General features: G+C 69.4%; 11 protein-coding genes and 3 tRNA genes. 8 read left to right on the top strand and 6 right to left on the bottom strand.

Features of this window, described 5'->3' with window-relative positions; translation table 11 throughout:
• Nucleotides 1-137: 137 nt before the first annotated feature.
• The 5 genes from ABH927_RS23650 (at nucleotide 138) to ABH927_RS23670 (ending at nucleotide 4,554) form a co-directional block, all read left to right on the top strand.
• A complete protein-coding gene (locus tag ABH927_RS23650; protein WP_370024574.1) occupies nucleotides 138-1,724 on the top strand; it encodes an ATP-binding protein in 1,587 nt (528 codons plus the stop codon).
• Between the two features lie 36 nt (nucleotides 1,725-1,760).
• The gene (locus ABH927_RS23655; protein WP_370024576.1) at nucleotides 1,761-2,429 is read left to right on the top strand and encodes a DNA polymerase beta superfamily protein; all 669 of its coding nucleotides are present in this window, start codon (nucleotides 1,761-1,763) and stop codon (nucleotides 2,427-2,429) included.
• Nucleotides 2,426-3,190 (top strand): DNA polymerase beta superfamily protein, encoded by a 765-nt coding sequence (locus tag ABH927_RS23660; RefSeq protein WP_370024577.1) that lies wholly within the window; start codon nucleotides 2,426-2,428, stop codon nucleotides 3,188-3,190. Before ABH927_RS23655 ends, ABH927_RS23660 begins: the two co-directional genes overlap by 4 nt.
• Before the next feature lie 61 nt (nucleotides 3,191-3,251).
• Nucleotides 3,252-4,052, top strand: coding sequence for an SAM-dependent methyltransferase (locus ABH927_RS23665; protein ID WP_370024579.1), 801 nt, complete (start codon nucleotides 3,252-3,254; stop codon nucleotides 4,050-4,052).
• 271 nt (nucleotides 4,053-4,323) lie between these two features.
• Nucleotides 4,324-4,554: a hypothetical protein gene (locus ABH927_RS23670; RefSeq protein WP_261588193.1), complete on the top strand. Its 231-nt coding sequence runs from the start codon at nucleotides 4,324-4,326 to the stop codon at nucleotides 4,552-4,554.
• A 77-nt stretch (nucleotides 4,555-4,631) separates the two neighbouring features.
• Here the strand turns inward: ABH927_RS23670 and ABH927_RS23675 are convergent, their stop codons facing one another.
• The 4 genes from ABH927_RS23675 to ABH927_RS23690 all read right to left on the bottom strand — a co-directional run bounded on the left by ABH927_RS23675 (nucleotide 4,632) and on the right by ABH927_RS23690 (nucleotide 7,066).
• Nucleotides 4,632-6,410, bottom strand: coding sequence for a CBM35 domain-containing protein (locus ABH927_RS23675; protein ID WP_370024581.1), 1,779 nt, complete (start codon nucleotides 6,408-6,410; stop codon nucleotides 4,632-4,634).
• Nucleotides 6,411-6,822: 412 nt separating this feature from the next.
• A tRNA-Val gene (locus ABH927_RS23680) sits at nucleotides 6,823-6,897 on the bottom strand.
• Between the two features lie 13 nt (nucleotides 6,898-6,910).
• Nucleotides 6,911-6,981: transfer RNA gene (locus tag ABH927_RS23685), tRNA-Cys, on the bottom strand.
• Nucleotides 6,982-6,994: 13 nt separating this feature from the next.
• Nucleotides 6,995-7,066, bottom strand: a tRNA-Gly gene (locus ABH927_RS23690).
• A gap of 158 nt (nucleotides 7,067-7,224) precedes the next feature.
• On the opposite strand from ABH927_RS23690, the gene hutH reads away from it, so the two are divergent.
• Entirely contained in the window at nucleotides 7,225-8,772 is a 1,548-nt protein-coding gene (gene hutH, locus ABH927_RS23695; RefSeq protein ID WP_370024583.1) for a histidine ammonia-lyase, read from the top strand.
• Between the two features lie 19 nt (nucleotides 8,773-8,791).
• Here hutH and ABH927_RS23700 read toward each other — a convergent pair whose 3' ends face one another.
• Nucleotides 8,792-9,004, bottom strand: coding sequence for a hexameric tyrosine-coordinated heme protein (locus tag ABH927_RS23700; RefSeq protein WP_370024585.1), 213 nt, complete (start codon nucleotides 9,002-9,004; stop codon nucleotides 8,792-8,794).
• Nucleotides 9,005-9,260: 256 nt separating this feature from the next.
• Here ABH927_RS23700 and ABH927_RS23705 point away from each other — a divergent pair, with 256 nt between their 5' ends.
• Both ABH927_RS23705 and ABH927_RS23710 read left to right on the top strand, forming a co-directional pair.
• Nucleotides 9,261-10,298, top strand: a complete 1,038-nt coding sequence (locus tag ABH927_RS23705; protein ID WP_370024586.1) for a chorismate-binding protein — start codon at nucleotides 9,261-9,263, stop codon at nucleotides 10,296-10,298.
• Between the two features lie 16 nt (nucleotides 10,299-10,314).
• Nucleotides 10,315-11,145, top strand: coding sequence for an aminotransferase class IV (locus ABH927_RS23710; RefSeq protein WP_370024587.1), 831 nt, complete (start codon nucleotides 10,315-10,317; stop codon nucleotides 11,143-11,145).
• A gap of 12 nt (nucleotides 11,146-11,157) precedes the next feature.
• Here the strand turns inward: ABH927_RS23710 and ABH927_RS23715 are convergent, their stop codons facing one another.
• Entirely contained in the window at nucleotides 11,158-12,411 is a 1,254-nt protein-coding gene (locus ABH927_RS23715; RefSeq protein WP_370024589.1) for an LVIVD repeat-containing protein, read from the bottom strand.
• Nucleotides 12,412-12,473: the final 62 nt, after the last annotated feature.

A 12,473-nucleotide genomic window follows, 5' to 3' on the forward strand; every position in this document is an offset into this window, starting at 1 on the left:
TGAGGATAGGAAACCCTCACCCGGACCGCATCCGAATTCTCCCGGCGGAGTACTCGCCCCACCCCGCGGGACCTCCCGCCGGAACCGCCTCCCCGATTGCCCTGCGAGGCCGGATCCCGGCAGCCTAACCTGGACAGGTGCTGCAGAAACCCGCGGAGATCGTCGACCGCGACAAGGACTGGGAGGTCCTGTCGGGGTTCCTGCGTCCGCGCCGGCCCGAACGGCCCGGGTCCTCGATCGCGGCCGTCACGGGACGCCGCAGGGCGGGCAAGACCTACCTACTGGGGCGCTTCAGCGAGCAGGCCGGCGGTCTCTATTACGAGGCCCGCCAGGAGGACAGCCTTCTGGAGGCCCAGGAGCGCCTCCGCGCCGAGATCGCCGCCTACGAGCCGACCCGCGCCTCGGAGATCAACGCGATGCCGCTCGGTATGGCCGACACCTGGGACCGGCTGCTGCAGACGGCGATGGACGTCACCTATGCCCGCCGGACAGGCGACATGGTGCCGCCGGTCATCATCGACGAGTTTCCCTACCTGCTCCGCGACACTCCGGTTCTGCAGTCGATCCTGCATCAGCTCTACGACACGCACATGTTCCGCCCTGGTGAGATCGCCCGTGGCGGGATGAGGATCGGCTATTTCGACCGGATCATTCAGGGAAAGCTGCTGCTCTGCGGATCGGCGATGTCAGTCATGCACGAGCTGGGTCACGGCTCCCGGCCGCTGTTCGGGCGGCTCGCCTGGACCATGACCGTACAGCCGTTCGACCACATCGACATGGCCCGGTTCTGGGGCATCGAGGACCGGGAGGTCACCCTCCTTCTCCACGCCGTCCTCGGCGGCGCCGCCGGCTATCTCGACCTCACGGACGACCGCACCGGCCTGGGGCCGCCCCGAAACCTCGGCGAACTCGACGCGTGGATCGCCAAGACCCTGCTCAGGCCAGAGCCGGACTACCTCACGGAAACCGAGATCTGGCACCTGCTCAGGGAAGACCCACGGGCGGGAGACAAGGTGATCTACCAGCGGGCGATGCAGGAGATCGCCGATGGCGCCACAACGGCGACCCAGGTGGGCGGCCGGCTGCAGAAGCCCAAGGAGGAGATCGAGCCGGTCGTCGACCGGCTGGTGGCGATGGGCTACGTCGAAGAGCGGGTGGAGCTCTTCCCGTCCAGCCAGTACGTGCTGCGGCTACGCGATCCGGTCATCCGATTTCACTACGCGGTGGTCGAGCCCTCCCTGGGGCTGCTGCGCGACGGGGTGGATCCGGTCGAGATCTGGAAGCAGTCCGCGAGTCGCTTCCGCTCCCAGGTGCTGGGCCCGGCCTTCGAGGAGGTCGTGTCCATCAGCGTCTCCCGCATGCTGCGCAATCGCGGCATCGAGATCGGCTACCACGGCTGGACTGTCGTCCACGACCCGGAGACCCGCAAGAACCACGAAGTGGACCTCGTCGGGCTGGAGCCGTTCGCATTGGCGCGCCACGAGAAGTCGCGGATCGCGGTGATCGGCGAGGCGAAGGCCACACAGCGGCCACGTGGCATGAAGGACCTGGAGCGCCTGCGCCGGATCCGCGACCTCCTCTCGAAGCGACGCCGGGCCGCCGACGCCAAGCTGGTCCTCATCTCGATGTACGGCTTCTCCGACGCGTTGCTCAAGGAGGCCGGGAACCGTCCGGATGAGGTGGTCCTCTTCGGCCTCGATGACCTCTTCGGCTGGAAGGGCTGACCCGGCGGTAGCGCGCCTGTGGCAGTATCCGCCCTCATGGAACTCCACGTGCCGGATCACACCGTGCTGTCCGTGGTCGTCGGGTCACGCGCGTACGGGCTGGAAACCGAAAGTTCGGACATCGACCGGCGAGGCGTCTTCGTGACGCCCACGCCGCTCTTCTGGTGCCTGGACAAGCCTCCGACGCATATCGAGGGGCCGATGCCCGAGCAGTTCTCCTGGGAGATCGAGCGCTTCTGCGTGCTGGCGCTAGAGGCGAACCCGACGGTCCTGGAGTGCCTGTGGTCCCCGATCGTCGAGCACTCCGGCCCGCTCGGCGACGGCCTGCGGGCCATCCGCCGGGCGTTCCTGTCCCGAAAGGCCGAGCGCACGTTCGCGGGCTACGCCGATGAGCAACTCCGCCGCCTGAAGTCGCACGGCTCGCCGGACGGCGACGTGAGGCCGCGCAAGATGGCCATGCACATGATCCGGCTGCTGCTCAGCGGCCTGCACCTGGCCCGCCACGGCGAGCCGCTCGTCCGCGTGGACGCCCACCGCGACCGCCTGCTCGCCGTACGGCGGGGCGACCTGGACTGGCCGGAGGTGCGGCGGTGGCGTGACGAACTGGCGGCTCAGATCGCCGAGGCCGGAAGCGTCCTTCCCGAGCGCCCTGACCGGGACACGGTGGAAGACTTCCTGATCACCGCCCGGAGATCCTCCCTGTGACCGCCATCCTGCCGGACTGGCTCGCCGAGATCCCCGGCGAGCAGCCGCATCCCCTGATATTCGCCACCGTCAGCGGCGCCCACCTCTACGGGTTCCCGTCGCGTGACTCCGACGTGGACCTGCGCGGCGTGCACCTGCTCCCGCTGGACCAGGTCATCGGGCTGCGCCCCGGGGAGGAGACCATCACCCGCTCCTGGCTCCGCGAGGGCGTCGAGGTGGACCTCGTCACGCACGACCTCGCCAAGTTCTGCCGGCTGCTCTTGGGGCGGAACGGCTACGTCCTGGAGCAACTCCTGTCGCCGCTGGTCGTGGCATCCTCGCCGCTCCACGAGGAGCTGCGGGCCTTGGCCTCCGGTTGCCTGACGCGGCACCATGCCCACCACTACCTCGGCTTCGCCCGCACGCAGCGGCGGCTGTTCGAGAGGACGGGCGAGCTGAAGCCCCTGCTGTACGCGTTCCGCGTGCTGCTCACCGGCATCCACCTGATGCGGACAGGGGAACTCGTCGCCGACCTGACCCGGTTGCTCCATGGCGGGCCGCCGTACCTGGCGGAGCTGGTGGCCGCCAAGCGCGCCGCCGAACACGGCGTGCTCCCCGGCGACGCCCCGGATCCCGTACGGCTGGCAGGCGATCTCGACCGGCTGACCGCTGAATTGGGGGCCGCGCGGGACGCTTCGGCGCTGCCGGACACGGCATCGGCGCACGATGCCTTGCACGATTTCGTGGTTTCGGCACGGCTTCTGGGGGGAGCCGAGCGCTGACAAAGCAGGATAGAAGTTATGCTGATCATTGTTGGGATCAATGCGCACGGGGGAGTGCCTATTGGGGCAGGATCGTGAATCGTGGGGCTTCGACCCGAACACGCCCAACATCGCGCGGCTTTATGACTACTACCTGGGTGGCAAGGACAATTTCGCGGCCGACCGTGAGGCGGCCGAGCGCATCCTGTCCGTCGCCCCGGAAGTACGGCTGGCCGCCCGCGAGAACAGGGCCTTTCTGGGGCGGGCCGTACGATTTCTCGCGCAGTCAGGGATCACTCAGTTCCTGGACATCGGCACGGGCCTGCCGACGCAGGGCAACGTCCACGAAGTCGCGGGCGAGATCGTCGACAGGCCCCGGGTCGTCTACGTGGACAAGGACCCGATCGTGCTCGGCCACGCGAGGGCGATCCTGGCGGGCCGCGGGGACACCACCGTCGTCGAGGGTGACCTGAGGCGTCCCGAGGAGATCCTCAACGACGCCGACGTGGTCAAGGCCCTCGACTTCACCAAGCCGATGGGCCTGCTCCTGGTCGCGATCATGCACTTCATCACCGATGAGGACGATCCGGCGCGCATCCTCACCACTCTGCGGGACGCCCTGCCGCAAGGAAGCCACCTCGTGCTGTCGCACGGCACCCGGGACACCCGCGCGGAGGCCGTGGAGGCCGGAACGCAGGTGTACCGCAACTCCACCGCGCCTCTGGTGCTGCGGAGCCGTGACGAGATCCGCGCCCTCTTCGACGGATTCGACCTGGTCGATCCGGGGCTGGTCTGGGTGCCCGAATGGCGGCCCGCGCAGGCCGGCGTCCTCGACCCGCCGGAGAAGTCGCTCATCCTGTGCGGCGTGGGCCGCAAGAGCTGACGGCGAGGCTCCCGCGTGGAGATCGGCCTGGCACTCGCCCAGTAGGGGCGGTTCGCGTCGCTGGAGAGCGTCACGCTGGTGGCTCGGGAAGCCGAGTCGCTCTGGCCCGCTCGCTGGCCAGCCTCGACCAGCTCAGCGCAAGCGTTCCGCGCCGCGCTCCACGGATGACGCGGCCTCGTCGCGTGGCTCCCGCGCCCCCGGCCGTTCCCGAGATGAGAGAATCCGGGGAACCGCACTCGTCAGCGGCGCCGTCACCACTCGAGGAGAACCGTTGACCTCATCCACCAAAGACAACCTCGATGTCGCCGCCAGCGCCCAGGAACTCGCGGACAGCGCGCCGGCCGGGTCGCTGAGCCACGCCGCCGCCAAGTCGGTGGCGATCACGTGCGCCACCACGCGGGACCTCGCCGAGGCCAGGGCCGCGCTGGACGGCATCACGCCCGACGACGTACGGCAGGCCGCCCTGGAGCTCCTGGACCGGCTTCTGACCGAGTCCGCCTGACGGCGTGCCGCCCGGGGACGGACCCCCGGGCGGCCGCCGCCGTCAGGCCGTCAGGTCGCGATGAGGCCGTCAGGTCGTCAAGAGGTCGTGATGAACTCGTCGGGGCTCGTCACGACGGGCGACTCGACGTAGAGACTGCGGTACTCGTCCTGGATCCCGCTGTTGTGCACCTGGATCGCGAGCGGGCCCACCCGACCGGCGGTGGGGTCCTTAAAGCGCAGGACCTCGACGCCCTTGCAGGTCGTGGCGCCCGAGGGGAGCGGGCAGCAGGCCATGCGGGCCACTCCGGTCGTCTGGTTGGCCACGATCTCGCACTGGCTCCAGACGTGGATGTCGATCTTGGTGTGCGGAACCTGCGTGAAGAGGCTGCCGCCGCCGTTGTTGTGCCCCGGCCGGTAGTCCCAGTGCCCGCCGTTCGGCGGCTGGAACTGGATGGCGCTGAGGGCGTCACGGATGGGGTCGGTCGTGCCCCAGATCAGCACGGTCGGCGCGTGGTCTCCGACGACCTGCCTGACGTTGAAGATCCAGCGGAAGCTGCCGACCTGCTTCTTGTTGTAGTAGATCCATCCCCGGCTGGCGCCCGTGCCGTGGATGGCGTTGTTCTGGACCGTCCAGCCGTTGGCGGCGTGCGGCGTCCAGCCGTCCAGGGTCGTGCCGTTGAACATCGACACGAGGTTGGGGTCGCCGTACGGGTTTCCGGGATTGCCGCTGTTCGTGGTGCCTGAGACCTCCGAGCTGTGCCCGGACTCGTTGCCCGCGGCGTCGACGGCGGTGATCGTGTAGGTGTGCGTCGAGGAGGCGGCCAGGCCGCTGATCGTGGCCGTGGTCCCGCTCGGGGTGGCGACGACGGTGGAGCCCTCGTAGACGCGGTAGCCGGTGACGGCGACGTTGTCGGTGGAGGCCGTCCAGGACAGCGAGATGCTGGCGGCGGTCGTGGCGGTCACCTGCGGGCCGGTGGGGACGCTCGGCGCCTGCGTGTCGTCCGTCCCGCCGCCGATGACGGTCAGCTTGTCGATGTTGGGCCCGCCGTTGGAGGTCGTCGCGGTGGCCCTGACCGTGTTCGTCCCGGCGTTGAGCGGGGCGCTGATCGTCGCGTCGGCCCACGTGTCCCAGTTGGCCGTGGCGTTGAACGCCTTGCCGGCCGCGACCACGGTGCCGTTGACCGAGATGTCCAGCGGGCGGTTGATCGTGGTGCCGTTGGCGTACCGCAGGACGAGGGAGGCGGTGCCGGCCGACGCGGCGCTGACCGTCCACTCGATGTAGCCGCCGGTCGTGTTGACGTAGTCGACGAAGCCGGTGCCGGTGAAGCCGGTGTGGTTGGACGCGATGGCGGCCTGGCTGAGCGTGGCGCTCTCGGCCTGATATTCGCTCGACGGCGTGTCGGAGGTCACGACCTCGACATAGTCGAGGTTGGGGTTGCCGTTCGACGTCGTCGAGGTGATCCGCACGGTGTTGGCGCCCGCGTTCAGCGTCGCGGTGAGGGTGGCGGTGGCCCAGGTGTCCCACGTGCCGGTGCTGTTGAAGGCCCGGGCGGCCGACACCACCGTCCCGTTGACCGCGATGTTCGAGGGCCGGTTGGTGGTGGTCCCGTTCGCGTAGCGGATCGAGACGGTGGCGCTGCCCGCGACGGGGGCGTTCACGGCGAACTCGACGTAGCTGCCGGTGACGTTGTCGCCGTTGACGTAGCCGGTGCCGGAGAACCCGGTATGAGTCGTTTCGAGGACTCCTTGGGAGATGGTGGCGTTCTCGGCCTCGTAGCGGTTGGTGGCCGCCTGGGCGGCCAGGTTCGGGAGGGCGGAGAGGATGAGAGCGAGCAGGGCGAAGAAGACCAGCCCAGCGCGGGTCGGTTGATGCACGGCTTCCCTTTCTGCCGAGTGTGCGCCTCGTTGCCTCCACCCAGAACAGACGGGGCGCCACCTGTTGACCGCTAAATCGGATCATCGGGTGATATATCAGGTCAAGTAGGAAAGGGGGCCCAAATCCCGCCCCCTTTCCCCGTGATCATGCACAGGTTCCCTGCGACGTCTCCTACCTCGCGCTTCACCGTTCGTGATCATGCACGGGTTCCCGTGGACGGCTCCCCGCCTCGGGCTTTGTTCCTCGTGATCTGGGCATGGCATGATCACGCCGTACGTTCGCGCAGGTCGTACGGCATGCGAGGGAATCTGTGCATGATCACGGCGTGGTTGGGGGGCGCGTGATCACGGCGTGATGGGGGGGCGTATAACGCGAGAACCCCAGACCGGGCCGGTCTGGGGTTCCTGCGAATGGTGGGCGATACTGGGATTGAACCAGTGACCTCTTCCGTGTCAGGGAAGCGCTCTCCCGCTGAGCTAATCGCCCCTCGAACTACCAGAGGTGGAGACGGGATTTGAACCCGTGTACGCGGCTTTGCAGGCCGCTGCCTCGCCTCTCGGCCACTCCACCAGGTGAAGCTCCGAGCGGAAGACGGGATTCGAACCCGCGACCCTCACCTTGGCAAGGTGATGCTCTACCACTGAGCCACTTCCGCGCGATGTCCGTCAGCTGTCCGCCAGCCGGACTCACGCAGAGCACTTTATCGAATCCGCGCCGACTCCCCAAATCGGCCCCGGCCGCGTGGTGACCTCCACCGGCTGTAAGGAGCTAACATGCGATACGCTGGTTACCTTTCCAGGAAAGAGTGGGACGATGCACGACAGCGGGGTCGTAGCGGTCGGGCCTGAGCCGCTGACCTTTGACGACGTGATCCGGGTCGCGAGGCACGGAGCGGCGGTACGGCTGACGGACGATGCGATCGCCGAGATGGCCGCCTCCCGGGGCAGGATCGAGGAGCTTGCCGAGGGCGACACGCCCGCCTACGGCGTCTCGACCGGCTTCGGCGCCCTGGCCACCCGGCACATCGACCCGGCGCTGCGGGCGCGGCTCCAGCGGAGCCTCATCCGCTCCCACGCCGCCGGATCCGGCCCCGAGGTGGAGACCGAGGTCACCCGGGCCATGATGCTGCTGCGCCTGCACACGCTCGCCACCGGCCACACCGGCGTCCGGCCCACGACGGCCAGGGTCCTGGAATCGCTGCTCAACGCGGGCGTCACGCCCGTCGTCCACGAGTACGGCAGCCTCGGCTGCTCGGGCGATCTCGCCCCGCTGTCCCACGTCGCTCTGACGATCATGGGGGAGGGGATCGTCCGCGACGCCGAAGGCAGGCTCAAGCCGGCGGCGGAGGCGCTCAAGCAGAGCGGCATCGAGCCCGTCGAGCTGGCCGCGAAGGAGGGGCTCGCCCTCGTCAACGGCACCGACGGCATGCTCGGCATGCTCGTGCTGGCCATCCACGACCTCACCCGGCTGCTCAAGACCGCCGACATCAGCGCGGCCATGAGCGTCGAGGCCCTGCTCGGCACCGACTACGTCTTCGCCGCCGACCTCCAGGCGCTGCGGCCGCACCCCGGCCAGGCGGCCGCGGCGGCCAACATGCGGGGAGTCCTCAGCGGCTCGGGGATCATGGCCTCCCACCGGGACGGCTCCTGCACCCGCGTCCAGGACGCCTACTCCCTGCGCTGCGCGCCCCAGGTCGCCGGAGCGGCCAGGGACACCGTCGCCCACGCCGCGACGGTCGCCGCCCGCGAGCTGGCCAGCGCGATCGACAACCCCGTGGTCCTCGCCGACGGCCGCGTCGAGTCGAACGGCAACTTCCACGGCGCCCCCGTGGCGTACGTCCTCGACTTCCTCGCCATCGCGGTCGCCGACGTCGCGTCGATCGCGGAACGGCGGACCGACCGCATGCTGGACGTGTCGCGCAGCCACGGGCTGCCGGCCTTCCTCGCCGACGATCCCGGTGTGGACTCCGGCCACATGATCGCGCAGTACACCCAGGCCGCCATCGTCTCCGAGCTGAAGCGGCTCGCCGTCCCCGCCAGCGTCGACTCGATCCCCAGCTCGGCCATGCAGGAGGACCACGTCTCCATGGGCTGGTCCGCCGGGCGCAAGCTGCGCCGCGCGATCGACGGCCTCACCCGGGTGCTCGCCATCGAGGTCCTCACCGCCGCCCGCGCCCTCGACCTGCGCAAGCCGTACGAGCCGGGGACGGGGACCGGCGCGGTGGTCCGGCTGCTCCGCGAGTCGGTCGAAGGTCCGGGGCCGGACCGGTTCCTCGCCCCCGAGATCGAGACGGTGGTCCAGCTCGTCGGCGACGGCTCGGTGATCGCTGCCGCGGAGACCGCGACGGGTCCCCTGCAGTAGGGGGCTCAGCGTAGGGGGCTCAGCGCCAGTAGTTGTTCGCCGCGGCGATGGTGGCGAACTCGATCGAGACGACATGGGCCGCGGTGGTCAGCGTCTCGGAGTCCATCGCGTTTCTGAGCACCTCCACGTCCGGCCCGATCGCGTGGATCGTGTTGCGGGCCATCAGGACGGCCAGGGCCCGGCCGTCCTCGGGGCTCGCGGTGATCAGCGAGTTGCCCGGCACGAGTTCCATGGTCAGCCCCCCGTTCCGTAGCCATCGGTAACGACAGACTAGCTCTCCGGAGCGCCGGAACGGCCGGCGACGGACCGAGGGCGGACCGGGGGGCTCACCGGTGAGGTCCCGGCTCCGCACCTTCCCATGCTCGGCCAGCCGTCCAATGTCGGTCACGAACGTCCTGATGTGCGGCCTCCCGGCCGCCCGCGCGCTGCTCCGGCTTCTCCAGAGGGGGGACGGCCCGTCGCGGGGAGCGGCCGGAAAGAATGGACCCGTGCGGGACGCTTTTGCCCATATCGGGGGATATCTGGCCACCGGGCTGCGGGAGGTGACCACCGATCTGGCCGCGCTCGACGGCTCCGGATGGTGGGCCGTCGTCGTGTCGTACGAGGGCAAGGTCACCTGCGCCCGCTTCGGCGACGTACGGCGGGCGCCGCTTCCACGGCCGGCCGGCCCCTGGCGGGGACCGGCCCCCGGCGCGTGGCGGAGCTCGCTCGACCAGGCCCGCTACGAGCTGGGCGTCCAGCGGATCAGGGACTACATCGAGCAGGGGGAGGTCTACCAGGCCAACCTGTGCCGGGTCCTGTCCGCCCTTCCCGGCAGGCCGGCGGACCCCCTCGCGCTCGCCGTACGGCTGGCAAAGGGAAATCCGGCCCCCTACGCGGCGGTGATCGACATCCCGGCGCTGGCCGTGGTGTCGGCCTCGCCGGAGCTGTTCTTGTCGCGCCGCGGGGACGTCATCGAGTCCAGACCGATCAAGGGCACCGGAGTCACCGCGGCCGATCTCCTGGAGAAGGACTACCCCGAGAATTTGATGATCGTGGATCTCGTCCGCAACGACCTCGGCCGGGTGGCCAGGGTAGGCTCGGTGTCGGTGCCCTCACTGTTCGAGATCGAGGAGCATCCCGGGCTGGTGCATCTGGTGTCGACGGTGCGCGCGAGGCTCGCCGAGGGCGTCGGCTGGCCGGAGCTGTTCGCCGCCACGTTCCCCCCAGGCTCGGTGACAGGGGCCCCGAAATCCTCGGCGGTCCGCGTCATCAACGAGCTCGAACCGGAGCCCCGGGGGCCATACTGTGGGGCGGTGGGCTGGGTCGACGCCGACCGCCGCGAAGCGGCGCTGGCCGTCGGCATCCGTACCTTCTGGATCGAGCACGACACGATCCGGTTCGGCACGGGAGCGGGCATCACGTGGGGCTCCGACCCTCGGCTGGAGTGGCTCGAGACCGAGCTGAAGGCCGCCCGGCTCATCGGATTGGCGTCAGGGAACGGGCCGGAAAGCACAGGGCCGGAAAGCACAGGGTCGGAAGCATAGAGATGGAGTTGGAGAGATGGCTGTACCCATCTGGGTGAACGGTGACCTCATCGAGCCCGGCAAGGCCGTGGTCTCGGTGTTCGACCACGGGCTGATGGTCGGCGACGGCGTCTTCGAGACGATCAAGGTCGTGGAGGGGGAGTCCTTCGCCCTCACCCGGCACCTCGATCGCCTCGCGCTCTCGGCCAAGCGGGTGGACCTCCCCGAGCCCGACCTGGCCTCGATCGCCGACGGCGTGCGCAAGACCCTGGCCGCCGCGCCGAAGTGGCCCCTGGGCAGGATCAGGGTCACCTACACCAGCGGGCCCGGGCCCCTGGGCTCGGACCGCGGCTCCGAGGGCACGACCGCGTTCATCATCGTGGCCGAGCAGAAGCCGTTCCCCGCCACCGGGGACGTCACCGTCGTGCCGTGGCCGCGCAACGAGCGCGGCGCGCTGGCGGGAGTCAAGAGCACGTCCTACGGCGACAACGCCAAGGCTCTCGCGTACGCCAAGGAGCGCGGCGGCGGCGAGGCGATCTTCGAGAACCTGGCCGGCAACCTGTGCGAGGGCACCGGCAGCAACATCTTCATCGTCACCGGCGGCCGCCTCGTGACGCCGACCCTCGCCTCCGGCTGCCTCGCCGGGGTCACCCGCGCGCTCACGCTGGAGTGGTGCGGCGGCGAGGAGGCCGACGTCCCGATCTCGGCGCTGTACGAGGCCGAGGAGGCGTTCCTCACCTCCACGACCCGTGACGTCCAGCCGATCCGCCTGGTGGACGGCAAGGCCCTGCCGCAGGCGCCCGGACCGGTCACGCTGGCGGCCATGAAGGCCTTCGCCGAGCGGTCGGCGGCCGACCTCGACCCGTGACGGGGCCGCCGTTCAGGCTCCGCCGTACGAGTGCTGGCTCTGGACGTTGAGCTCCTTCATGCGGACCGACTTGGCGGGGTCGGTGAGCGGGTCGTCGACGCGGAGGACGTCGAGGCCCTTGGTGATGTCGCTCGAGTAGATGTAGCCGTTGTAGTAGTACGCCGACCAGGACCCGCCGAGCTGCAGACCCGGCTTCAGCGGCCCGCGCTCGAAGTAGGCGATCTCCTTCGGATGGTCGGAGTCGGTGAAGTCCCACACCGAGACGCCGCCCATGTACCAGGCCTGGACCATGATGTCCCGGCCTGGGACCGGCACGAGCGACCCGTTGTGCGCCACGCAGTTCTCCTTCGAGCTCTGCACCCGTGGGATCTTGAAGAAGCCGTGCCGTACGAGCTCGCGGTCGGCCGTGATCTCGTAGACGGCGTCCGCGCCCTTGGTGGGGCTCCCGGAGCCGTCGCAGGTCGGGGCGATCCCGCCGCCGAGCTCGTCGCTGAAGACCACCTTGGTCCCGGCGTCGTTGAACGTCGCCGAGTGCCAGATGGAGAAATTCTCCTTGTCGGTCACCATCTGGAGCACTTTCGGCTTCACCGGATCGGAGATGTCCATCAGGACGCCGTCGCCGAAGCACGCCCCCGCCGCCAGCTTCTTCTCCGGGTAGACGGTGATGTCGTGGCATCCGGCCGCCGCGTACGCGTCGCTCTGGTCGAGCTTCCGGTCCTTGAACAGCTCGGGCTTCGCGATCACCTTGGCGCGGGCCGGGCTGTCGACCGGCACCTCGACGATCGAGATGTTCTCGTGCGGCGGCGGGCAGCTCTTCGATCCCGGCGTCGGCCCGGGGGAGGAGACGTAGAGGTAGAGCGTGTCCGAGGTCGTGCCGGGAACGACGGCGTGCGTGTGCGAGCCGCACTCGGTCTTCACCGCCGCGAGGTAGTGCGGGTCCGACTTCTCCGAGATGTCGAAGATCCTGATGCCCTCCCACTCGGTTGCGCTCATGGGGTCGCCGGGGGAGCTGGCGCAGGTGTTGTCCGTGCGCGGCTCGTCGATGGAGAGGAAGAGCAGGTCGCCGGAGACCGAGATGTCGTTCTGCCCGCCGGGACACTCTACCCGGGCGACCGCCTTCGGGTGCGCCGGATCACTGATGTCGGCCACGGTGAAGCCCTCGTAGTTGCCGACGAAGGCGTAGCCGCCCTGGAAGGCCAGGTCGGTGCCCCACGCCTCCGGCCCGTTGAACGGCGCGTCGAGCGGGACGTTCGCGATCACTTTCATGTTGTCGCTGTGCCGGATCTCGTCCGGCCCGGGGATGCCGGTGGCGCGTGACGTGGGGTTTC

The sequence above is a fragment of the Planotetraspora sp. GP83 genome (assembly GCF_041262585.1).
Taxonomy (GTDB): Bacteria; Actinomycetota; Actinomycetes; order Streptosporangiales; family Streptosporangiaceae; genus JAOEGB01.

Bases quoted from the DNA above. Each gene is read 5' to 3' on its own strand.
- hutH (WP_370024583.1), top strand. From the start codon at position 7,225: ATGCACGACAGCGGGGTCGTAGCGGTCGGGCCTGAGCCGCTGACCTTT.
- ABH927_RS23715 (WP_370024589.1), bottom strand. From the start codon at position 12,411: ATGAAAGTGATCGCGAACGTCCCGCTCGACGCGCCGTTCAACGGGCCG.
- ABH927_RS23710 (WP_370024587.1), top strand. From the start codon at position 10,315: ATGGCTGTACCCATCTGGGTGAACGGTGACCTCATCGAGCCCGGCAAG.
- ABH927_RS23700 (WP_370024585.1), bottom strand. From the start codon at position 9,004: ATGGAACTCGTGCCGGGCAACTCGCTGATCACCGCGAGCCCCGAGGAC.
- ABH927_RS23655 (WP_370024576.1), top strand. From the start codon at position 1,761: ATGGAACTCCACGTGCCGGATCACACCGTGCTGTCCGTGGTCGTCGGG.